This window comes from Candidatus Poriferisodalis sp., from assembly GCF_965215815.1.
Taxonomy (GTDB): Bacteria; Actinomycetota; Acidimicrobiia; order Acidimicrobiales; family Poriferisodalaceae; genus Poriferisodalis.
Map to the genome: position 1 here is coordinate 817,756 of NZ_CBDCEO010000013.1, position 22,541 is coordinate 840,296.

Genomic DNA, 22,541 nt, shown 5'->3' on the forward strand with positions numbered 1-22,541 from the left:
GAGTCGGAGTCAGAGGTTGGCGAGGATGCGTCGGGCTGCTCGTGCGGCGGTGTCGGTGCGGGTCTGGCCAGTGATGCGTCGGATGTCGGCGCTGTCGGGTGCTGTTTGGGTGACGGTGGTGCGCACGTCTTCGGCGACTGCTGTGCGCCCGCCCACGATGATCACCCGGGTCGGCCGGTAGTCGCGTATCAGCGCTGCTGTCGCCTCGGGCAGCATGCCCTGCGTGGTGTAGGCCACCGCGGCGTTGTCGGTCGCCGCGGCCAGCGCGGCGGCGACGCCCACGTCGGGCGCGGACCAGCCGTTCGCGATCACCAAGGTGACGCCGTCAGACGCCGCGGCGGGGTTGCCCAGCACGCGGCGTGCTGCTTGTGCGGCAGTGTCGATGCGGTCATCGCCGGTGAGCCGCGAAATGCTGGCTCCGTCTGCCGCGTCAGCGATCGCGTCGGCCACATCAGGGCCGATCGCGGCGGTGCCCCCCACCAGGATCACCCGCGCCACCTCGTAGTCGCGCAGCAGCGCAGCAGACGCCTCAGACAGCGTGGCGGCCTCGGTGTACAGCACCGCGGCACGGCCGCTGCGCGCAGCCAACGCCGCCGCGGCGCCGATATCAGGCGGCGACCAGCCGTTGGCCACAATCAGTGTGACCCGACCCGCCGCAGCGGGCGCGCCCAGAATGCGTCGCGCCGTCGCCGCCGCGGTGTCAGCGCGATCCACCCCCGACTCCCGCGAGATGCCCGAATCGGGCGACGCAGCGCGGATCTGGTTGCGCACATCACGCGACACCGCCGAATTGCCGCCCACGATCACCACCTCAGCGGGCAGTGCTTCTCTCAACAGCGCCCTGGTCTCCGAGGACAGCTCACCGCCCGCCGTATAGACCACCACTGCACCGTCGGTACGAGCAGCCAGCACCGACGCCACGCCCACATCGGCAGCACTCCACCCATTCGCCACCACAAACGTCGCAACACCGACATCGAAATCACCACCACCGCCGCCGCCAGAGCCGCCGCCGGCAGCACCGCCGCCAGCAGCTCCGCCGCCGTCGTCCGCACCGACCGGGGTCGACCCACTCGCCGTCTCCCCGGTGCCCGTGTCCGATGCGTCGGGCGTCGCAACCGACGTGGTGCCCGCGGTCACCGTGAACGACACCTCCAGCGAGCCCCGCTCATCGCCCTGGCCTGCGGAGTCCGCATACGCCGTCGCCCGCAGCGTGTAGGAGCCCGCCGGCAGCGCCTGCCCGTTCACCCTGCCGGCCCCGTCGCCGTAGAGCGAGTACGGCGCCGCGTCGTCGCTGCTCGTCACCGTCTTGGCGCCCGAGAGCGCGAAACGCACGCTCCCCGGCTGCGCGCCCGGGCTGATGTCCGCCCGGATCCCGTAGCTCGCCGCCGCCAGCTCGCCGAGCTGCACCGTCGAGCCGTCCGCCAGCGCCATCAGGTCCGCGTTCGTGCCCGCGTCCACCAGCGTGAACCCCGTCAGCCACGCCACCTCCTGCTCGCTGTTCAGGATCGTCGCCACCGCCGAGCCGTCTCCGATCACGGCCGCCCCGTTGTTCGCATCGCTCCCCGTCGGGTTGCTCAGCACCAGCCGGAACGTCTCCCCGCTGTCCTCTTCGCCGTCGTCGGTGATCGGTACCAGCGCCGTCTGCTTGCTCGTCTCGCCCGGCGCAAACGTCACCGTCCCGCTTGTGGTCGTGTAGTCCGCCGGCGCCACCGCCGTGGCGTCCACGGTCGTGTATTGCACCGTCACCGTCCCGGTCGCCGCCGGGTCCAGCGTCACCAGGAACCCGACCGAGCCGTCGGCCTCGTTCACCACCGCGTCGAACACGTTGAGCGTCGGCGTGCGGCTGTCCCAGGTCTGCTCCGCCGACCACCCGCTCACGCCGCTGCCGCTGTACGCCCGCACCCGCGCCGTGACCGGGCCCCGGCCCGACGCACCCGGCGGCAGCGTCACGCTCGTCGCCGCCTGCAGGCTCCGGTTCTGGTTCGCCCGGTTGCCGTACCGCGGGCCGTGGCGCCACTCCACCAGGTAGCCCCACGCGCCGGGCACCGGGTTCCAGCTTATGTGGCGGTCCGATCCGACCGTCACGCCGCCCGGCACCGGAAGCGTCGCATCGGCGGGCCGGTCCACCAGGATCCGCACCAGGCCCGAGCCATCCGAGACCGGCCCCGACCGCGTATCGTCCGAGCCGTACGAGACCTCGTGGTTGTACACCACCGCAAACGGCGCGCTCAGCAGCGCGTCGGGCCGCACGTCCGCCGCGTAGTCCTCGAGCGCACGCGCCGTCACCGTCACCTCGTACCAGTCGTTCGGGCTCCCCCCGTAGATCGGGATGCGGTCGTTCGCCCGGTCCGGGAAGTTGGTCATGTCGTAGACATCGCTCATGGTGAGGTAGTTGCCGTTCTCGTCGGTCCTGTAGCCGATGCCCTCCTTCTCGCACCGCAGGTTCGAGAACAACGTCGGGGCGGTCTGTGCCGGGCTCGCCCGCAGCCGTCCCGCCGGCGACTCGATGCGCCGCGGGATCACGTTGTAGATGCGGGTGCAGGGCTTCAGCCCCACCCGGTACTTGCCCACCTCCCCCATCCGGATGGTCAGCGCCGTGGTCGAGGCATCGCGCCAGGCACCGTTCTGCCAGACCTGCGCCTCCACAAGGTCGCGGGCATAGGGGCTCTTGAGCGGCGTCTCCCCCGCCCGCGGCGTCCACAGCCAGTACGACTGCCCCCGGCCGGAGTCGAAGGTGTTCACCCAGTCCAGGTCCACCCGGTAGAACGTCGACGCCTGCACGTTGTCGGTCAGCTCGAAGCGGACCTCGCCCTTCGCCGTCGGGCGCAGCGGATCGCCGTACGTTGTCGACCCAGAATTGTCGTTCGGCCTGTAGCGCACGTAGATCGGGTTGCCGTCCGGGTTGCGCAATTGGAACCAAACCCGCAGCGTCCCCGAGTCCGGCGCCACCGCCCGCAGACCCTCCACCTCGGTCGCATCGAGCGTTGCCACGTTCGACCACGGGCCCGGAACGCCGTTGATGTTGATGGCCCGCACCCGGTAGCGGTTCTCCCGGATCACGCCCGGCGCCAGCACCTGATGCACATATCTTGTGCTGAAGATTCCCCTCGTCGAGGCCATCTCATACCAGTTCGCCTCGTCGTCGCAGGCTGTCCGGCACACCTCGATGCTGTAGCCCCGCAGGGCAGAGTTCCGGAGCACCAGATGTTGCTGCGCTGGGGTGTTGTAGTCATAGTTGCTCGCGTTGGCGGGCCTGGCCCAGCTGAGTTCCGCCCGGCCGCTGTCGGTCGCCTCGACCTGTAGCACCTGCGGCGCTGTCGGGACCCCGGTCACCCGCTCCGTCGGCGTCCCCGCCACCGACGCCACGTTTGCCGAACCGTGGGCGTTCACCGCCTGCACTTCGAAGGTGTGGGCCGCGCCGTTGGTCAGCCCCTCCACCCGGTAGCTCGTCTCGGGTCCCACCGACTGCCAGGCGTTGAACGTCCCGCCGTCGGTCTCCCGCCAGCGCACCTCGTAGCGCAGCACCGGGCTGTCGTTGACAACCAGCTCCCACGACAACTCGGCGTAGCCGTGGCCGGTGATCACCGCCAAGCTCCCCGGTGCCTGTGCCGGGCCGTCGTCGTCGGTCACCGTCAGCACGAGCTGCGGGTTCGCGCCCGTCGTCACCCGCCCCGGCAGCGGCGTCGAAAAGCCGAGCGTCAGGGTCTCGTTGCCCTCCACCGCGGTGTCGTCGCCGAACGTCACCGTGAAGGCCGCCTCGGTGGCGTCGGCCGCGAAGGTCACGCTGGGGGGCACGCCCGAGAACTCGTCCGCGTCCAGGTTCGCGCCCCGCGCCGCCGACAGCGTCAGCGCCACCTCGCGCTCGGGTGCCTGGCTCAGCCGCACCGTGACGCTCACCTGGGCGCCCTCGGGCACCGACGCCGACGCCGGGTCGAACGTCGCCGAGACCACCGGCACGTCGTCGTCCAGCAGCGTCAGCACGAACTCGTGGTGCGTCCCCGCCACGTAGCCCTCCGGCAGCGTCCCGAGGCCCAACGTCAAGGTGCGGTGCGGCTCGTCGTCGGTGTTGTCCACCGTCGTCACCGTGAAGCTCTTCGAGGTCTGGCCCGCGTTGAACACCACGCTCGCCGGCACGCCGGAGTACTCGGTGGCGCTGAGCCCGGCGCCGCGCGTGGCCGTGATCGGCGCGGTGACCGTCGTGCCCGCCGCGGGCGCTTCGTCCAGCGTCACCGTCACCGTCACCGAGCCGCCCTCGGTGATCGAGGCCGACCCCGCTCCGAACGACACCGCCACCCCTTCCCTCGGCGTGACCTGCACCTGGGCCACAGCGCCGTTGTGGTTGCTGTTGCGCGCCCGGATCTCGAAGGTGTACTCGATCTCATTGGTGAGGCCCGTGAACGGGTGGCTGGTGGTCTCGCCGTCGCTGCCCCCGATCGCGGCCCAGCTCGTCCAGGGGCCGGTCCCGGCGCGCTGGCGGTACTGGTAGTCGCTGACCCAGATCTGGTCGTAGGTCGCCGGGTGGTCCCAGCGCAGCGTCGCCCCGGTGTCCCCCGGCCTTGCGGTGATGTTGCGGGGAGCGCCCGGCGCGGCGTCGTCGTCGAGGATCAGCAGCGTCGCCATCGACGGAGTGCCGATGGTGTAGTAGTCCGGGTTCGACGGGATGGTGAAGGTGACCGTGGCGTGGTCCCCCGCCGCCGAGTTGCCGGTGGGCGTCATGGTGCTCGAGAGGCTCGTGGTCTGTCCTCCTTCGAAATTGAGGGGTGCCGCCGGCTGTCCGTCTTGGGCGTTCAGCGCGAGTATGGGGAGCCTGGGCGTTGCCCCCATGGCCAAGGCATACAGCGGGGCAAGCCCCGAGATGTCGTATCCCCGCGAGAGCGTTCCGTCCAGGAACACTGAGCTGTTCTCGACGACCCTGGTGTCCCTCAGGCTGATGGTGAACACGGGTGGGTCCTCGTCGTCGACGTATGCGAGCTCGATGCCGCCGCCGATCTGGGCCCCGCCGTGCGTGGCGGTCAGTGTCTCGGTCTCCGGCGGGCGATACAGGTCGCCCGGGCGCTGCGGGGAGCTGACGGCGAGCGTGCCGTTGGATTGCCCGGCGGTGATGGTGATGGTCGCGCTCCCGCCCGCGCCCTGGATGAGCCCGCTGGTGATCTCCTGGCCGCCCCACTCGAGGGTTACCGTCTGGTCGGTCTCGAACCGCACGTTGTTGGTGATCCACACCGTCGCCGTCGCCGAGGCGCCGCCCTCGACGAGCTGCGTGACGGCGTTGTGCCCCGAATCGCGAAGGGTGAGCCCCAACAGCGCCACATCGTCGTCCACCACCGTGATGGCGACCTCGGAGTTCGTCCCCGCCACGTAGCCATCCGGCAGCGTCCCCAGCTCCAGCGTGAGCTCTTCGTCCGGTTCGTCCAGCGTGTCGTTTGCCGCCGTCACGGTGAAGCTCTTCGAGGTGTCGCCCGCGGCGAACGTCACGCTCGCGGGCACCCCGGAATACTCGGTCGCGCCGAGACCCGTGCCCCGCGTCGCGGTGATCGGCACCGTCACCGTCGTTCCCGCCGCCGGCGCCGTGGCCAGCGTCAGCGTGACGGTGGCCGAGCCGCCTTCGGTGATCGATGCCGACGCCGAGCCGAACGAGACCGCAACGCCGATGATGGGGGTGACCATCACCTGGGCCTCGGCCCCGTCGCCCGCGACGTTCTCGGCTCGCAGCTCGTAGGTGTACTCCGTCTCGTTGGTCAGGCCCGTGAACTTGTGGCTGGTGGTGGTGCCGTCGCTGCCCGGAAGGGTCGCCCACGAGCTGAACGAGCCCGTCCCTGCCTTCACCCGGTACTCGTAGTGCGTTATGGGCTGACCGTGGTCCGGCGTGGGCGCCGGCGGCGCATCCCATCTCAGGGTCGCCTCGGTGTTGCCCGCCTGCGCGCGGAGGTTCCCCACCGCCAGCGGCGGCGTGTCGTCGTCCCGCACGATGATCGTCACCGTCTTGGGGGTGCCCAGGGTGTAGGGGATATCCGTGCTCGTCTCGAGGGCGAAGGTCACCGTGCGTGCGCCGTCGTTCTGGGTGGTGTTCTCGGCGGCGGTCAGCGTTACGGTGGCGGTCAGTTCGTTCGCGACCAGAGATGCCTGGTCGGGTAGCGTCCCGCTGAGGGCGCTGTCGTCGTCGGTGATGGTGAACCTGAGCGCTCCGGGATTCGGGTAGCGGACGGAGAGCTCGATGTCGATGTCGAATGTGTCACCCTCGTTCACTGACTCCGGGGCGTCGGTGATCCGCGCCACGGGCGCGCTCTCGTCCTCGATGCGGCGGAGGTCCATGATGGTCCCGATGACGTCGTCCTCCCACGTGGCGGTGAGGTCGCCAGTCTCGGGGATATAGATTGGGTTTGCATCGTTGTCGGGCGCGCTGAGGTCGAGGTGGCCGGTCGACGCTCCGGCCAGGATGGTGATGGTCGAGGTGTTGCCCGCGCCCTGGATCCGGCCGCCCACCAGCGTGCGGCCGCCCCACTCCAGGGTGATCGTCTGGTCGGCGCCGAAGGTGGCCTGGCCGGCGTTGGTGATGGTCACCCTCGCCGCCGCCGAAGTGCCGCCCTCGGTCAGCCCGGTCACGTCGCCGCCGCCGTCGCGCAGCGTGAAGCTCCACACCGGCGCGAGCAGCGTCAGCGTGTCACTGGCCTCACCGCCGCCGCCGACGTCGTTCACGGCGCGGACCTCGAACGTGTATTCTCCGCCCGGGTCCAGGCCCTCCAGCGTGTGGCTGGTCTCGTTGGCCTCACCCGGGGCGCTGTCAGGGACCTCCGTCCATGAGGTGACTCTGCGAATCGCCAGTGCGACCGTATCGTCCTCGCTCCAGCTGAGGCCGGTGCCGGTCCAGGTGAGGTTGCCCAAGTTGGGGGTTGCGTCCGCGAACGGGAACGAGAGCCCGCCCACGTGGAGCGTCAGGTCGGCGAGCGCCGCCGCGGTGATGCTGCTCTTGTTGGTTGCGAGGAACAGCTGCCCGCCAGTAGTGAGGTATAACTCATCGATCCGGTAGTCCACCGAGTCATAGGAGAACGTATTGTCGGTCAGAAGTTCGCCTGGCTCGCATCCGAAATTGGCTCTCACGGTTTCGCATCCCAGCAAGTTGTTGGTGCCAAACTGCTTGACCGTGAGCGTTGCCGACCATATGGGCGTCTGGTCCCCGTAGCGCACTTCGTGCCTGGTTATGGGGCTGCCGTTGGCCCAGGTGTCGCCGTCCCACAGAAGGTCCGCCTCGCCGAATGTCGTCGAGGTGTTAATCGCGGCGGACAGAAACGCCACGGCCTCCGGAGCGGTGGCATCGAGGGTGTTGCTGACGGCCTGGTCGGCCAGGGCCGCGGCGTCGTTGCCGGCGATGTCCTGGATGGGATTGGTCTCCGGCACGGTGTAGCTGACAGTCAGCGCGTCGCCGGGGCGGAAAGCCGGGCTGAGCGTGAGCGCGATGCCCGAGGTGCCGCTGAGCGCTGCGGTGGAAACGGTATGGGCGGTCCCGCCGCCGATGCTCAGGGCGATCGTGTCGCCCTGGCTCCAGGTGAGGCCGGTGTTGGTCCATCTGAGTCCGGACCCCTGCTGGGTTGCGTCCGCGAATGCGAACGAGGTGGCGCCGACCTTGAGCGTCAGGTCGCGTACCGTAACTGGCTCCAAGTACCGGTTTGCTTGGAAGTCCAGTTCCCCGGCCTTGAGTTCTATGATTTCGACCTCGTAGTCGGTGCCGCCATACGAGAATGCGACGGCGGTCAGGGTGCTGGATATATTGCATTCGTCTCCGAAGGGTGGGCTGGGGTTATCGTTGCAACCCAAAAAGCCGGAGCCTGTGTCCTGGACCGTGAGTGTCGCCGACAATATCTCGTTGGTACCCACGGTGAATGCCGACGTCTCCGGGATGGAGTCCGGGTCCAGAGGCTCGTTGTAGGTCAGCAACACCTCCGTGTTGGACGGGGTGGACGTCTCCGACAGCGTGGGCGCGGTCTCGTCGACGATGGGGGTGGCCGCCAGGACGGCGTTGCCGTTGCCGACCGCGTCGGCGACCGCGTCGGCGGCGAGCGCAACGGTCACGTTGGTGTCGGTGGCGGTGAGCGCCGTGGTGAGGGTGATCTCGACCTCGGAGCCGCTCGTCGAGTGCGCCGTGGTGGTCAGTGTCGTCCCGCCCGAGTCGAAGGTGATCTTCGTGCGGTCGACGCTGCCGATGGCCTCGCTGAAGGTGAGGGTGATCTTCGACTTGTCGGCGGAGGGCCTGGCCCCGTTGAGCTCCGGCCGCACGCCGTCGACCTTGTGGTCCGAGTCGGCGGCGAGCCCGGAATGACTGGCGTCCACTATCTGCCCGAAAGGACCGACGATCCGATTGAAGTGCTGTACGTCGTTGCCGCTCACCAAGATGCCGTCGGTGTCCTCGTCGTCTTCATCGACGGTGTGGGTGCAGGCCAAGACCTTCGTCGGCGCCGTGCCGAGCACGCATCCCGGTTCCTTCTCATCTGCAAAGCCAATTCCCAAGTAGAGGGAGGCGTACGGTGTAAGTGGGCTGGCGTCGGTGAGCGTGATGTTCTTGTCGAAGGTGAACGTCACGACGATGTCGTCGCCGATGGCGTAGGTCTTGTCGGCGCCCGGGTCCGAGGTGATGGCGACCGACGTGATCTCCGGCGGCAGGCCGACGACCGGGCCGAACTGGGGGCTGGTGCGGGGGTATTCCCGGTAGCCCGCGTCGTCGTCGAAGACCACCCGCACCTTGAGGTGTTTGTCCACGTCGTCGGCGGTCGGCGTGTATGTGGAGCCGGTCGCGCCGTCGATGTCGGCCTCGTCCGCTCCGTCCACCCGGATCCACTGGTACTCGAAGTGGGCGCTCGCGACGCCGTCGGTGGAGTCCGTGATGCCGGAGACGTTGGCGCTCACCTCCACGCCGTCCTTCGGCGATGCGATGGTCAGAACCACCGGGATTGGGTTGCCGCCCCAGGAGAGGTTGGCGGCCCACTGGTACCGATAGCGGCCGGTGCCCGGTTCGCTCTCGGTGGCGTCGTGTGACGAGTAGGTCACGCCGTCCGCGGTGAAGGTGAAACTGCGTGGCAGTTCCTTGTTCAGCTCAACAATCAGATCACCGGAGTTGGAGTTGCTGGCTCCGTCGACTACGGCTCTAACGGTGTAGGTGACTCCCTCCACGGTGAACTGTGACTCGGAGATGGATCCGACAGGGACAGTAAAAACACCCGTAACGGCGTATCCGGCTAGGCCGGGGCTGGGAATGAAAAGTGCAGCGGACGTCACTGTTGCCGTGAAGACCTCCTGAGTGAACGCGCTGGTGATCGCCGGGTCGCCGACGGCGGGGGTGTTGTCCGGCTGGGCGTCGGGCAGGTCGTAGGGGTAGATCGCGTCGTCGGTTTCGTCGACCACCCAGAGCACCCGGCCGTCGAACCACATTCCTTTGGGGTTGTCGTTGGCGCTGGTCAGGGCGAGGTTCTTGGCCGAGTCCTGGGACTCGTCCGAGTGCTTGTAGGCGAAGACATTGTCGTCGTCGCTGTCCGCCACGAACATGGTGGTGCCGTTCGACCAGATGCCGCGCGGTGTCTCGGCGTTCTGGGCGGCGGTGTTGGTTGAGACGTAAAGCTGCTCGAAGTCCTTGGAGGAGTCGTGGGCGCCGCTGGAAATGGTGTAGGCGAAGACCTTGTTGGCGCTGGTGGCGCCGTCGTTGGCCACGTATACGGTCGTCTCATCGCACCACATGCCCCTGGGCTCGGTGTTGGCCGAGTCGAGGGTGATGTCCTTGGTCGAGTCTCTGGAGGTGTCGGACATCTTGTAGGCGTAGAGCTTGTCGTCGTCATGGTCGGCGACGAACATGGTCGTGCCGTCGGAGCAGATGCCGGTGGGGCTGAGGTTGCCGGCGCCGGGCACGTTGTCGAAATCGTTGGCGCTGTCGCGGGAGCCGTCGGAGCGGTTGTAGGCGTAGAGCTTGTTGTTGATGGCACCGCCGTCGTTGACGACCCAGAATGTGTCGTCATTGCCCCACATGCCGAAGGAGGAACCGTTGTTGCTGTCCAGGTCAAAGCCGGTCACCCGCTTCGGCGGGGGCGGCACGAACGCGGAGCCCTTGATCTCGATCTGGTGCGGCTGCGGAAAGCCTCCCCACGAACCGTTGGTATATGAATGGCGGGCATTCCCGATTGACCAGCCCATCGCGCCGCCAGCGTCTTCGTTGCCCGTGCTGGCTGCGCCCAATTCGACGGTGTTAACGAAGCCCGACCGTTCGGCGACAACGAAGTAGGCCGTACTCGCCGCAAGGGTGGGGCACGTCGCCGGCACAACGAAGGTCTGTACGCCCGAGCCGGAGAAGGTGCCCGGGTTGCTCAGCGTGCAGAGAGCGGCGCCGGGATTGCCACTGCTGTTCGCGTTCAGCGTGACGGTCAGCTGGCCGCCGACGAACACGGTGTTGGCGATGTTGGTGAAATTGATGCCGATGGAGCCCAGCGTGTAGCCCGCTTCGTTGCTGCCGGTGGTGAACTGCTGGGCCCGCTTGGATGTCGAACTACTCAGAGTGACAGAGAGTCCGCTGGACTGCCCCGTGTTGCTGACCAGCACGGTGGTCTCCGTCTGCGCATCCGCCGGCGGCGGCACGGGCACGAGGAGCACGGCGACCAGCGCCAGGACCAGCAGCGGGAGCGTCACAAGACGCCGGAAGGCGGTCATGACCTACCCCCAAATTCGGGGGGGGGGCAGCGCGGACACAGGAGCGATGACCGGAACCATCGTTGCGTCCCCCGTCTCAGCTGGATGGACCGGTCTGTCGAGCGTCATGCAGATACCCCCCTCGTCGCCGGCCCACTCTATGTGTCATTCACATCAAACTATGAGACATTCACGCTGGTGCTTCCAAGGCTGTGGTTGATCGCGGGGTGCTCGGCGACACGCTCAAAGAGGCGCACATCGAATCCTCACGCGATCTGCATGGCAGTACCGGCACAACGCTCGCAGGGGTCGAGCGTCTGGATGCCCCCGGTCAGCCCGAAGGCGCTCGAGTTCTGCAAATGGACGGCGTGGTCGAGCGACTCTGCCGAGGACGCGCCGCGTGCGTTGATGATTGCTGCGCCGCGCTGCCGGACGGTGGGGATGAAGTCATCTTCCAGCCATGCCTGGTCGTCCACCGGCGGCGCTGCGAACCTCAGATGGCTTTGCTGTCACGCGTCGATGGGGGTGAGGGTGATTTCGATCTGATATCCGAGGCCGGCGAAGTACCGAGTCAACGTGCTGAGCTTGGCATCGAGCATGCCGCGGGCTTCAAGCTGGGAAACAGCAGACTTGGTGACATCCATGGCTTGTGCCACATCTGTCTGGCGGACTCCTGCGGCGACTCGGAGGCCTTTCAGACAGGCGTCCAAGGCGAGCAGGCCGGCAGTTCTGTCCTCGATCCGGGATCGTTCGGCGTGCGTGAGGTTGAATCCATCGAGGACGTCGTCGACCTCCTCAAAGTCGTCCGAACTCCTCGTGTTGGTGATCTTCATATGAGGCCTCCAGCGACCGACGCCATCGCCAAGTAGTTTATACGCAGCTAAACTAGTCGCGAATCGGCGATAGTGCGGCGCGTGGACCCTGAGACGTTCATCGAGGGCTACGGCAGCGCTATCGAAGCTGGGCAAGCCAGTGTGCTGATCGGCGCTGGCCTGTCAGTCGGTGCGGTTGTCCCGGAACCGCTCGAGAACCACGTTCTGTTGGCGCAACTCGGAATCGCAGAGAATTGGACTACGAACTTCGATCCACTCATCGAGATCGCCAACTATTCCGAGATCACGACGATGCTGCAGAAGCTCGTTGCCAGAACGCGACCGGCCCGGCTCTTTGTGTCCGGCTCCGCCCGCACTCCTGGGGACGCCGAATCGACAGGTTCCGGCAGCTATCCGACCGCTGCAAGCAACGAACGACTCGACCGCTTCGCAGAGGTTCTCGGATACCGCCTTGCGGACGAACAAGTTCCCTCAGTCGTTGCAGCTGGCGAACTCGGCGCCAGAGTCGGTTACAGCTACTTTTCCCGACTCGACCCGTATGACCCGAGACGTTTCCTCTTGGTCAGACGGCGCTCGAACGAAGACGTCGGGCCTCCATCACTGCGACAGCGACAGATGCAGTTCATTGGCGATGTGCCCGACATGCTGAGATCGGCAGCATTTGAGCGCGTTCGCGCCGTCGTAGTGCTCGGGGGAGGCCCCGGTACCGAATCCGAGGTCTCTCGTGCCTTTGGGTTGGACATGGCTGTAACACCCCCTTCGTACGGTTGTTCTCATGAAGGACGGCAGCGATTCGGCTTGTGGGGGCAGTGCGGCAGGCGCGTTGGCATCGGGTGGGGTGCGTGTGGATGCGGTGGATGTTGCTGGGCTGTGCGGTGAGGGCTTGCGGGCTCGGCTGGGTGTGCTGGCTCGGGCCGAGTCTCGGCTCGCGGCGATGAAGGCGGACGCGTTGGGCGAGATCGCCCGCCGCAACGGCGACGGTGCCGCCGCGCACGCTGCGACGGACGCTATGGCGGTGTCGGGCCGCAAGGCACGCGGCGAGGTCAGGGACGCAGTGAGGCTCGGCGGGCTGGACGCGACCCGTGAGGGGCTTTCGGCGGGTTCGGTTCCGGTGGGCCACGCGCAGCTGATTGCCCGTGCCGCCGGCGACGCCCCGATCGACGACGAGTTCCTGGCCGAGCGGGCACGACACGAGGGCTATGACGAGTTCCGTCGTACCGTCGCCCGCCATGTGGCCGACGTCAACCGAGACGACGGCGCATCACTGCTGGAGCGGCAGCGCCGGGCGCGCAGCGCCAAGATCCTGACCCGTAACAGCGACGGCATGACGGTGCTCAACCTCGTTGTCGACCCGCTCACCGGCGCCCGGCTGGGCACGGTGATCGCCGCCGCCGAGCGGCGTCTGTTCAAAGACGAGGATCCCGCTGCGCGGCGCACACCTCAGCAGCGGATGGCCGACGCGATCAGCCAGCTCATTTGCGATCCCGACACCAAGCGCCCCGCAGGCGCGTCGCTGATCGTCGTGGCCGATTACGACATGGTGAACCACCAGCTCACCAACGGACGCCTCGCGGATGGCACACCGATCCCGATCGGCGAGATCGCCAAGATCGCCGTCGACGCCGAAGTGCTGCCGGCGATCTTCGACGCCGCGACCGGCGACCTGCGCATGGGGCGCACCCGCCGCACCGCCACCGACCTCCAACGCGCCGCCCTGGCATTGCGCGACAAGGGCTGCGTCGGGTGCGGCATCTCCCCCGAGCGCTGCCAGCACCACCACATCGACCACTGGCAGCACGGCGGCCACACCGACTACACCAACCTCGTCACTGTCTGCCCCAACTGCCATAACGACAAGATCCACCAACAGGGCTTCACCGTCGAATGGGACACCGCAGGCAGCCGCTACCGGCTCCAACCACCCACCCAGCCGCCAAACAGCAGCAACGACCCGTCACGAGCACCCCCACGCTGAACCCCCGGGGGCAAAGCCCCAACCGCCCAGACGCAAGACACTCGCGGTGATTCACCCCAGGAGTGCACCAAGCTGCAGGGAGTAATCGATGCGCTGCTGCTCATTGCCGCGCTTGTAGAGGCGAAGACGATGATGCAGGGGCCCACCACGCTCGGACATCGAGATCGGTAGCACCTCGACAACACCGAAGCGGGCGCACTGGTAGCAATCGTCCCAGCCGAGGTTCGCGCCACTGCAACACGTGCGACACACGCCATCCTGTGGACGAGCGATGGGAACTAGACCCGGCCGAACTAGATCAAGGTTCGGGCGCGGGTCTAGATCGCTCATGCGGATACGGCATCGCTGCTGACGGCTAAGTCCGCTTCGAGCGCCGTAACGATTTGGTCCGCATCTCTCACAACCGTTGCATTGTGTGCAGCAGCATCCATTTGCTGGGCCCATGGCTGGGCGGTCACCAGCGACTCGACGAGAAAAACACGCTTGCCATGCCTTAAGGCGGCCTCTGCCTGGAGTCGGGCACCCGACGTCGCGGATGCCTCCACAACGACTGTCGCCAGCGACAGACCAGACCCGGTGAGATTCCGCGCGGGAAAACACCATCGGCCCGTACGCACGCCAGGAAGGAACTGCGAAACGCATGCACCGTTACGGACGATTTGTCTCGCCAATCCGCGATTCGCAGCGGGGTAGATGGTCTCAACCGGAGTTCCAAAGACCGCGACTGTCCGGCCGCCTGCGTTCAAGGCAGCCGAGTGCGCCGCTGTGTCGATGCCCTTCGCAAGACCTGAGACGACCGTGTATCGGTGGGCAACGAGATCTGTCGAGATGGCGGATGCCCGGCTGAGCCCATCGGGCGAGGCCTTTCGAGTCCCAACTACGGCGACAGCCCTTCTGTCATCCTCGTTGAGGCCCCCGCGAACGAAGAGGACCGGTGGAGCATCGTGAACGAGGGTCAGATTGACTGGATAGTCCGAATCGGTACAGGCCATGACCCGGATGTCCTGCCTGCGGAGTCGCTCAAGTTCCTCACCCCAGAAGGAGGTGCGCTCCCGTCCGCGTTCGACGGCCGCTTCGAACCATGTGCGGTCCTCGTCGTCGAGTAGTGAGCCGCTTCGGTCTAGCGCCAATTCGTCAAGCACGAGAGAGAGACGGCACATCTTCTCACCATTCATGAATGGCACGAGGTCTTCACAGACCGCTGTCAGGAGGGCGCGATCAGTCAACACATCAGCCAACACAGCTATCGAACCTCCTCCCGGGCAACCTCAGTTGCCCGTCCCGGCAACTGTAGGCATGAGGTGGTACATGAGCAGGCGACGCGTGGGTGATCGCCCACGCATACGCGTCTGACCAGCGCTCGAGCTGAGACGTCAGCCGAGGAGGCCCATTCCGGCAACGGTGTCGCGCTCTTCGACCAGCTCGGCCCAAGTGGCCTCGATGCGGGCACGGCTGAAGGTGTCGAGCTCGAGTCCGGTCACCACGTGGTACTGGCCGCCTGACACCGTCACCGGGTACGACGTGATGATCCCGTCGGGAGCGCCGTAGTCGCCGGTGGACGGGATGGCCATCGACACCCAGTCGCCGCCGGGCGTGTCCGACGCCCAGTCGCGCATGTGATCCACCGCAGCGGACGCTGCCGAGGCTGCCGACGAAGCCCCACGGGCATTGATGATCGCCGCGCCGCGCTGCTGCACGGTCGGGATGAAGTCGTCCTCCAGCCATGCCTGGTCGTCCACCAGCGCCGCAGCGTTGTGACCGCCCACCTCGGCATGGAAGATGTCCGGATACTGCGTAGCCGAGTGGTTGCCCCAGATCGTCATGCGGGTCACGTAATTCACCGACATGCCGACCTTGCCGGCCAGCTGCGCAACGGCCCGGTTGTGGTCGAGGCGGGTCATGGCGGTGAACTGCCCATCGGCGATGTTGGGCGCATTACGCATGGCGATCAGGCAGTTGGTGTTGGCCGGGTTGCCGACCACCAGTACCCGCACGCTGGAGTTGGCCGAGTCGCTGAGCGCCTTGCCCTGCACGGTGAAGATGCCGCCGTTCGCCGCCAGCAGGTCGCTGCGCTCCATGCCCGCCTTGCGAGGCATCGAACCCACCAGCAGCGCGTAGTCGGCGCCTTCGAACGCCTCGTTCGGGTCTGAGGTGCCCTTGCGCCCGGCCAGCAGCGGGAAGGCGCAGTCGTCAAGCTCCATCATCACGCCGTCGAGCGCGCCCATCGCGGGCGGGATCTCCAGCATCGCCAGCTCGACCGGCTGCTCGGGGCCGAGCATGGCTCCCGAGGCGATCCGGAACAGCAAGCTGTAGCCGATCTGGCCCGCAGCTCCGGTCACGGCTACTCGGACTGGATCTTTCTTGGCTGGACCGTTCACGGCGTTCTCCATGGGTCACGTGCGGGCACGATTGCGTCGTCCTGGGCGCGAGCGTTTCTAGCGGAGCGGATGGCGTTCTGCACCACGACGCAGTCCCCAGGCAGGACTGAGCGAGTCGAGGCCCGATACCGAGTCCTCCCGGTGTCGAACCAACGGCTCAGCCAGCAGCAGCGCGGGCCGCGTCGACGGTGTTGGCGAGCAACATCGCTCGGGTCATCGGGCCCACACCGCCGAGGCGGGGAGTGACCCAGCCGGCAACTTCGCCGACGGACTCGTCGACGTCGGAGAGGATCTTGCGCCCTTCACGGCTGATGCCGCCGCCGACCACTGCAGCTCCCGGCTTGACCATGTCGGGCGTGATGAGACCAGGGACGCCGGCTGCGGCGATGACGATGTCGGCTTGGCGGGTGTAGGCGCCGAGGTCGGCGACACCGGTGTGCACCACCGTCACGGCCGCATTGGCGACAGGCCGCTTCAGTGCCATCAGCAGCGCCATCGGGCGGCCGATGGTGAGGCCGCGGCCCACAACCACGACGTGACGGCCTTCCACCGGCACCTCGTAGTGCTCGAGCATGACCTGGATGCCACGGGGCGTGCACGGCAGTGGGCCGTCGACGCCCATCACCAGCCGGCCCAGGTTCACCGGATGCAGGCCGTCGGCGTCCTTGTCAGGGTCGATGGCCAGCAGCGCCGACTCCTCGTTGAGCTGACGCGGCAGCGGAAGCTGCACGATGTAGGCGTGCACCGCCGGGTCGTTGTTGAACCGGTCGATCACGGCGTTCAGTTCGGCTTGGCTGATGTCGGCGGGCAACTGCTCGTGCACCGAGGAAATGCCGACCTCGGCGCAGTCACGGATCTTGGCCCCGACGTAGCTGTGCGACGCCGGATCATCGCCCACGAGAATCGTGCCGAGCCCCGGCTCCAAGCCGCTGCCCTCAAGCTGGCTGCGCAGGTCGTCCTTGATCTGCTCCGCCAGCGCCTGCCCGTCCAGAAGCACCGCTGTCACGGCCCGAACAGTAGTTGTGACCGGACGTGGCTCAGCGCGGCTCTGGATGTCCGTTGGGGCTCTGGCTGGTCGTGGTGCGTGTGCGGGCGGTGCGGCGCTTGTGGAGGCGACGCAGCGCGGGCGACGCTGCCGCGAGCGCCCGGTCGGCGGCGGCCAGTACCCGGCCTGGGGTGCCGGGGGTCTCGTTGTCGATGAGGTTGCCCATCACAGCCAGGGTGAGGCGGGCGATCGCATCGGTGCCGACCGCTAAGCGCAGGCCCGTTCGCAGGATGCGCGGGTGCCCGATGAGGAACGAGAACCGGCGGCCCGTGCGCAGGAAGGCGTCGAACTTCTCGGCAACGATGCGGTCGTAGGTGTCGGCCACCGCTGCCGGGTCGAAGGCGAACAGGTCGGCAGCGAGGATGCCGGTCTCGAGGCCGTAGTCGATGCCCTCGCCGTTCATCGGATTGATCAGCCCGGCCGCGTCGCCGATGGCGACCCAGCCGGGGCCGTGGCGCTTCGTGGCGCTCATCGGCAGTCGCCAGGCACGCGGGCGCTCCAGGTAGGGGCCGAGCTCCCAGCTGTCGGCCACCAGGTCGCGGTAGCTGTCACACAGCCGATTCAGGTTGAGCTTCGCGAAGCCCTTCATGGTGTTGAGCGCACCGACGCCGATGTTGACTGTGCCGTCGCCGGCGGGGAACAGCCAGCCGTATCCAGGCACCGCCGTGCCATCGGCATCGCGCAGCGTCAGGCACGCTTCGAGGTATTCATCGGCGTGGCGGGGTGTTTCGGCGTAGGTGCGGATGGCGAGGCCGAACGGTTCTGCAGGGTCACGCAGCGCGCCGAGCATGCGGGCGGCCTGGCCTTGAGCACCGGCGGCGAGCACAACGAGATCGGCGGTCCAACGTTCTCCCCCTGCGGTGACCCCCACCGCACGGCCGTCCTCGACGATCGGCAGCGCCTCAGTGCCGAAGCACAGCTCGGCACCCGCCGCAGCCGCTCCGTCACACAGGGCGCTGTCGAGACGGCGCCGGGGCCACACCGCTCCGTAGGGGCCGAACTGCCCGTTCGCGGGCCAGTCGAGTTCTCGTACGCGTCGCCCGGCGATCATCCGAAGCCCCGCAATGCGATGCGCTTCGTCGAGCGAAACGCCGAGCTCGCCCAACGCTGCGACCGCACGGGGCGTCAAGCCGTCGCCGCAGACCTTGTCGCGACCCGGGGGCGCCTTCTCGAACGCCGTCACCTTGATACCGGCGCCCGCGGCACGCATGGCCGCCGCCGCGCCGGCGGGACCAGCCCCGATCACGATCATGTCCCGGTGCGGCACCGCTACAGCCTGCCGGTGCGCACGCCGGATCGCTCAGCGAGGAGCTTCTGTCGGACTCGCTCGGCCTGCTGCGGCGGCGATAGGCAGCAGCACGAGTTCGTGGGCGAATTCGAGCACTCGCACGGCGATGGCGAACGCGGCCGCGTCGCCAATGCCGAAACGGTCGGCCAGCAGGGCCGCCACGACGACTTCCCGCACGCCAAGACCCGCCGGCGTGATGCCGACCATGCCAACGAGCACACCGGCTGCCGTTGCACCGGCGACCAGCCAGATATCGCCGGTACCAGCTCCGACCACGGCAAGGGCCAGCAGCACGGTTGCCACGAGACGCAGCGCGACCGAGGAGCCGTAGATCGATGTCGCGCGCCAGACCGTTGACCGTTGCGCGCTGAGCGCATCGGGAGGGATGCGGTCAGCGATCCACCGCAGGAGCACCACACGGCGCATGAACCGGTCGACGCGCCGCCACCAGTTGCTGGCGCCGGCAAGCGTCCACGGCAGCGTCATGAGGCCCACCGCGGCGCCGGCACCGATCACGATGCGCACAAGCCAGCCGCCGGCTGTGCCCAGCCAGTCGCCCGGAGCCCAGAGCGCTGCGAACACCGCGGCCCAGCCGACGAGTGTGGCGGTCTCGACCACAACTGAGGCGCCCGCGGCAGTCCGGTTGACACCAAACGGGGCGGCCAGGGAGGCACGGGCTGCGATGGGCACCAGGCCAGTGGGCAGGTAGCGGGTGGCTTGGGACAGCATCCAGATGCGCATCGCGGGCTGGCACGCGATCGGTGTGCCGTAGCCGCCGATGAGCTCCTGCCAGCCAGCAGCCAGCAGCAGCGTCGCAGCGAACGACATTGCGATCGCCCCGATCAGCCAGCCAGCCTCGACGCCGAGATCGATCTGGCGCAGATCGTCCCAGTAGCGGAAGGCGAGCCAGACGATCATCGCCGCGGTCGCTAACCCGAGCGCCCACCGCACGGCCGTACCGGATCGTTGCCGTTCGCCGATGCTGCCGTGCGATCCCGTCACGACGGCACGCCCGTGATGCTGAGCATCTCGCGTGTCTGGCACATCTGGCGCCCTGCCAGCATTCCGCCGAGCGTACTGAGGCGCTCACGAGTCCTCGAGCGAGGAGTCTCAGCGAATGCTTGAACCGATCACACTCTCTTGGGGGATGGGAATCTCAATCGGTTGCTCGTCAAGTTCGCCCCGAGCGTCGGCCGCCAGAACATCAGCGAGGGCTTCGACCAGCCTGTCGTCGGCCCAGCCTGCGGACGTGGCTTCGCTCACGAGGCGTGACGCTTCGAGTGTCAGCGGCGACCAGTCACCATTGACCGTCAACATCGTCAAGTCAGCGAGGAGGCCTGTCACATCAGCGGGTCCCGTCGGCAGCCACGACTCCAAGATTGCGCGCGAATCACCTTTCGACATTGGCCGTCGAGAACGTGCCATCGATCCGTCTGCACTCACCGATCAACCAATCTAGCAGCCAGATAGCAAGCTGTGTAAATCAGTTTCAATATATTTTAATGTCTTTGTATCAGGTGTGGTCGGAGCCCAGAATGATGACCAAACGATCTTTGAGGTCACGCCGGAGGGCACATTCACTTTCTCCGTGGCATGCAGTACACAACCCCCACATCGGCCCGCGAACTGAGGGCCATCTTCAACTCATACGTCTTGCCGCGAGTGCACAGCGGGGAGTACTTCGCGCTCCCGTTGCCGCCAACGGAACCGGCAGCCTCATCGGGTCAGCCGTCCGGAACATTGAGTCAGACGGTCATCTACATGAATGGACGCGAGATGGTCGCCTTCGCGCACCAGTTTGTCTCGGCTGACGGCGAGACGGGCGCATCGGGTCTTCCCGACCCCAAACTCGTGTTGTTCGAGGGAGAGTGGTTGAGCGTCGGCGACCCGCCGAAAAAAGCGCGTACCGCAATTCGGACAACTCAGCCTCCCTCCGCTGATCCGTGACGGCAACGGTTCGCTTGCCAGACTGGGCGCATGCGTGTGGTGCTGGTTGCGCCGGGGTTTCCGACCTCGCTTGATGATCACCACAAGCCGTTTCTTGCGGATCACGCACGAGCACTCGCCGCTGCGGGAGCCAACGTGACGGTGGTGTGCCCGGCTCACCCCGATGCGCCACATCGCCACGACGTGGGCGGCATCGAGGTGCAGCGGGTCCGCTTCGCCCCCAGCCGAGTCGAGGCCCGGGTGGCGCTCGGCGAGAGCTACCGCGTGTTCTCCGGCCTGTCAGCGCTGTGGGTCATCCCGATGATCGCCAGCCTCACCCTGGCCGCCGCGCGCCAAGCCCGCCGTCGCTCGAAGGCCGGGGACGCAGTGATTCACGGCCATTGGTGGTTCCCCTGCGGACTCGTTGCCGTCGCTGCCACCGCAGCTGGTCGGCGGGCGGTCAGTGTGGTGCATGTACACGGCTCCGACGCCGCGGTCACCACCAACGCAGTGCACCGATGGCTGGCTCGCCGAGTGCTGCGCCGGGCCAGCGCCGTAGTCACCGTCTCAGAAGGCCTGCGCAGCTGGGCAGAATCGCTAGTGCAGCGGCCCTACGGACCAAACCCACCGCCCAGTGCCGAATCAGGGGGCCGCAGGACCGGGCCGCTGCTGCGCGTCGTATCCATGCCCGTCAGGACCGAGCGACTCGGATCGCCCACGCCGCCACCCCCCGACGGCCCCGTAGTCGCCATCGGTCGTCTGATGGCCGAGAAGGGTTTCGACGTGCTCATCGAGGCCACGGCGCTGATGCCTCCAGCGGAACGACCCGAAGTGGTCATTGTCGGTGACGGCCCCGACCGGACTCTGCTTGAAGCGTTGGCTCTGCGACGCAGTGTGACAGTCCAGTTCGTCGGCGCGGTGGCTCCCAGCGAGGTCGGCCAGTGGTATCAGCGAGCCCGCCTGGTGTGCGTGCCAAGCCGCCGCGAGGGCTTCGGCATGGTGGTCGCCGAAGCGCTCGCCGCAGGACGCCCCGTCGTGGCAACCGCAGTCGGAGGCGCGCCCAACCTCATCGCAGACGGTGACAACGGCCGCCTCGTCCCGCCCGGCGACGCCGACGCCCTGGCTGATGCTCTCGGCACCGCCCTGCAGTCGAACCTTGACGTCGCGGCTTCAGCCAGCACGGCCGCGCTCGCGCCGTTCGGCCCGCAAGCCCATGCAGCGACCCTGCTGCGGATCTACGAGGAGATTGCCGCAGCGGCGGGTTAAGCGTCGGCCTGCGGCGCGGCAGCCCCTGGAGTCCGCTGAGATGCCTCGGCAGAAACGCCGACGCCGAGGAAGCCCTCTATGCGCGCCAGCCGCTGCCCAAGCTGCGCGACCTCGGTCCGCACCTTGTCAAGACTGCGCTGTTGATGCCAGACGATTGCGAGCACGCCGAGAACGATCGAGGCGATCTGCACGTACTCCGCCGGGTCCATGCCGGCACCGTAACACGCTGGCCATTCAGGTCGGCTCAGATTTACGTGAACGCCATCGATGCCCTACAAAGCGGCGACAATCTCCGCCATGAGCTCGCCAGCCTCAGTCGGATTGAGCCCAACCCGAACGCCAGCATCACGCAAAGCATCCATCTTGGCCGCAGCAGTCCCTTTGCCCCCAGAGACGATGGCGCCAGCGTGGCCCATCTTCTTGCCCGGAGGCGCAGCCACACCGGCGATGTAGCTCGACACCGGCTTGGTCATGTTGTGCTTGATGAACTCGGCGGCTTCTTCCTCGGCCGAGCCGCCGATCTCGCCGATCATCATGACGGCCTTGGTTTCAGGATCGGCCTCGAACGCTTCGAGGCAGTCGATGAACGAGGTGCCCGGCACGGGATCGCCGCCGATGCCCACGCAGGTGGTGACGCCGATGTCCTTTTGCTGCAGCTCGTAGAGCGCCTGGTAGGTCAGCGTGCCCGAGCGGCTCACGATCCCGACTGGGCCTCCCGCCTTGGCGATATGCCCCGCGGTGATGCCGATGTTGCACTCCCCGGGCGTGATGATCCCGGGACAGTTCGGCCCCAGCAGCCGGACGTGGGGGTAGTCGCGCCGCAGCATGTTGAAGAAGCGGGCCTCGTCGTGTGCCGGAACGCCCTCAGTGATGCAGGCAACGAAGGTGATGCCTGCCTCGGCGGCATCGAGCACGGCATCGAGTACGCGAGGCGCGGGAATGAAGATGCACGAGGCAGTAGCGCCGGTCGCTGCGACCGCTTCGGTGCAGTTGGCGAACACCGGCACACCTTCGACGTCGGTGCCGGCTTTGCGAGGATTGGTGCCGGCCACGACGTTCGTGCCGTAGTCGCGGTTCAGCATGCCGTAGTAGCGCCCTTGGGAGCCGGTAAGGCCTTGGTAGACGACCTTGGTGTCTTTGTCGACGAAGATGCTCACGTCAAGCTCCC

The 22,541-nt window shown here is 67.3% G+C and carries 14 protein-coding genes and 1 pseudogene; 4 read left to right on the top strand and 11 right to left on the bottom strand.

Features of this window, described 5'->3' with window-relative positions:
- Positions 1-9: 9 nt before the first annotated feature.
- The 3 genes and pseudogenes from ACOOHB_RS13570 to ACOOHB_RS13580 form a co-directional block, all read right to left on the bottom strand.
- Positions 10-10,683, bottom strand: coding sequence for a Calx-beta domain-containing protein (locus ACOOHB_RS13570; protein WP_420445371.1), 10,674 nt, complete (start codon positions 10,681-10,683; stop codon positions 10-12).
- A gap of 344 nt (positions 10,684-11,027) precedes the next feature.
- Positions 11,028-11,150 (bottom strand): annotated as a pseudogene (locus ACOOHB_RS13575) (malate dehydrogenase); the annotation flags it as partial.
- A gap of 21 nt (positions 11,151-11,171) precedes the next feature.
- Positions 11,172-11,495, bottom strand: a complete 324-nt coding sequence (locus ACOOHB_RS13580; protein ID WP_420445372.1) for a helix-turn-helix domain-containing protein — start codon at positions 11,493-11,495, stop codon at positions 11,172-11,174.
- Positions 11,496-11,576: 81 nt separating this feature from the next.
- On the opposite strand from ACOOHB_RS13580, the gene ACOOHB_RS13585 reads away from it, so the two are divergent.
- Together ACOOHB_RS13585 and ACOOHB_RS13590 are read left to right on the top strand one after the other, a co-directional pair.
- Positions 11,577-12,374 (top strand): hypothetical protein, encoded by a 798-nt coding sequence (locus ACOOHB_RS13585; protein ID WP_420445373.1) that lies wholly within the window; start codon positions 11,577-11,579, stop codon positions 12,372-12,374.
- Complete coding sequence (locus ACOOHB_RS13590) at positions 12,271-13,470, top strand: HNH endonuclease (RefSeq protein WP_420445374.1); 1,200 nt, start codon at positions 12,271-12,273, stop codon at positions 13,468-13,470. The genes ACOOHB_RS13585 and ACOOHB_RS13590 overlap by 104 nt, the downstream gene beginning before the upstream one ends.
- Positions 13,471-13,796: 326 nt before the next feature.
- On the opposite strand, the gene ACOOHB_RS13595 is transcribed toward ACOOHB_RS13590, so the two are convergent.
- The 6 genes from ACOOHB_RS13595 to ACOOHB_RS13620 all read right to left on the bottom strand — a co-directional run bounded on the left by ACOOHB_RS13595 (position 13,797) and on the right by ACOOHB_RS13620 (position 19,558).
- Positions 13,797-14,630, bottom strand: a complete 834-nt coding sequence (locus ACOOHB_RS13595; protein ID WP_420445375.1) for a DNA-processing protein DprA — start codon at positions 14,628-14,630, stop codon at positions 13,797-13,799.
- Positions 14,631-14,843: 213 nt separating this feature from the next.
- Positions 14,844-15,848, bottom strand: coding sequence for a malate dehydrogenase (locus ACOOHB_RS13600; RefSeq protein WP_420445376.1), 1,005 nt, complete (start codon positions 15,846-15,848; stop codon positions 14,844-14,846).
- Between the two features lie 157 nt (positions 15,849-16,005).
- Positions 16,006-16,854, bottom strand: a complete 849-nt coding sequence (locus tag ACOOHB_RS13605) for a bifunctional 5,10-methylenetetrahydrofolate dehydrogenase/5,10-methenyltetrahydrofolate cyclohydrolase (RefSeq protein ID WP_420445377.1) — start codon at positions 16,852-16,854, stop codon at positions 16,006-16,008.
- Positions 16,855-16,885: 31 nt separating this feature from the next.
- The gene (locus ACOOHB_RS13610; RefSeq protein ID WP_420445378.1) at positions 16,886-18,160 is read right to left on the bottom strand and encodes an NAD(P)/FAD-dependent oxidoreductase; all 1,275 of its coding nucleotides are present in this window, start codon (positions 18,158-18,160) and stop codon (positions 16,886-16,888) included.
- Between the two features lie 33 nt (positions 18,161-18,193).
- Complete coding sequence (locus ACOOHB_RS13615; protein ID WP_420445379.1) at positions 18,194-19,225, bottom strand: lysylphosphatidylglycerol synthase transmembrane domain-containing protein; 1,032 nt, start codon at positions 19,223-19,225, stop codon at positions 18,194-18,196.
- Between the two features lie 66 nt (positions 19,226-19,291).
- Positions 19,292-19,558 (bottom strand): hypothetical protein, encoded by a 267-nt coding sequence (locus ACOOHB_RS13620; protein WP_420445380.1) that lies wholly within the window; start codon positions 19,556-19,558, stop codon positions 19,292-19,294.
- Between the two features lie 216 nt (positions 19,559-19,774).
- On the opposite strand from ACOOHB_RS13620, the gene ACOOHB_RS13625 reads away from it, so the two are divergent.
- Positions 19,775-20,128 (top strand): hypothetical protein, encoded by a 354-nt coding sequence (locus tag ACOOHB_RS13625; RefSeq protein WP_420445381.1) that lies wholly within the window; start codon positions 19,775-19,777, stop codon positions 20,126-20,128.
- Positions 20,129-20,158: 30 nt separating this feature from the next.
- Positions 20,159-21,373: a glycosyltransferase gene (locus tag ACOOHB_RS13630; RefSeq protein WP_420445382.1), complete on the top strand. Its 1,215-nt coding sequence runs from the start codon at positions 20,159-20,161 to the stop codon at positions 21,371-21,373.
- On the opposite strand, the gene ACOOHB_RS13635 is transcribed toward ACOOHB_RS13630, so the two are convergent.
- Together ACOOHB_RS13635 and sucD are read right to left on the bottom strand one after the other, a co-directional pair.
- Entirely contained in the window at positions 21,370-21,582 is a 213-nt protein-coding gene (locus ACOOHB_RS13635) for a hypothetical protein (RefSeq protein WP_420445383.1), read from the bottom strand. The genes ACOOHB_RS13630 and ACOOHB_RS13635 overlap by 4 nt on opposite strands.
- A 63-nt stretch (positions 21,583-21,645) precedes the next feature.
- The gene (gene sucD / locus ACOOHB_RS13640; RefSeq protein WP_420445384.1) at positions 21,646-22,530 is read right to left on the bottom strand and encodes a succinate--CoA ligase subunit alpha; all 885 of its coding nucleotides are present in this window, start codon (positions 22,528-22,530) and stop codon (positions 21,646-21,648) included.
- Between the last annotated feature and the right edge of the window lie 11 nt (positions 22,531-22,541).

Bases quoted from the DNA above. Each gene is read 5' to 3' on its own strand.
- ACOOHB_RS13570 (WP_420445371.1), bottom strand. From the start codon at position 10,683: ATGACCGCCTTCCGGCGTCTTGTGACGCTCCCGCTGCTGGTCCTGGCG.
- ACOOHB_RS13580 (WP_420445372.1), bottom strand. From the start codon at position 11,495: ATGAAGATCACCAACACGAGGAGTTCGGACGACTTTGAGGAGGTCGAC.
- ACOOHB_RS13590 (WP_420445374.1), top strand. From the start codon at position 12,271: ATGAAGGACGGCAGCGATTCGGCTTGTGGGGGCAGTGCGGCAGGCGCG.
- ACOOHB_RS13595 (WP_420445375.1), bottom strand. From the start codon at position 14,630: ATGTGCCGTCTCTCTCTCGTGCTTGACGAATTGGCGCTAGACCGAAGC.
- ACOOHB_RS13625 (WP_420445381.1), top strand. From the start codon at position 19,775: ATGCAGTACACAACCCCCACATCGGCCCGCGAACTGAGGGCCATCTTC.
- ACOOHB_RS13630 (WP_420445382.1), top strand. From the start codon at position 20,159: ATGCGTGTGGTGCTGGTTGCGCCGGGGTTTCCGACCTCGCTTGATGAT.
- ACOOHB_RS13635 (WP_420445383.1), bottom strand. From the start codon at position 21,582: ATGGACCCGGCGGAGTACGTGCAGATCGCCTCGATCGTTCTCGGCGTG.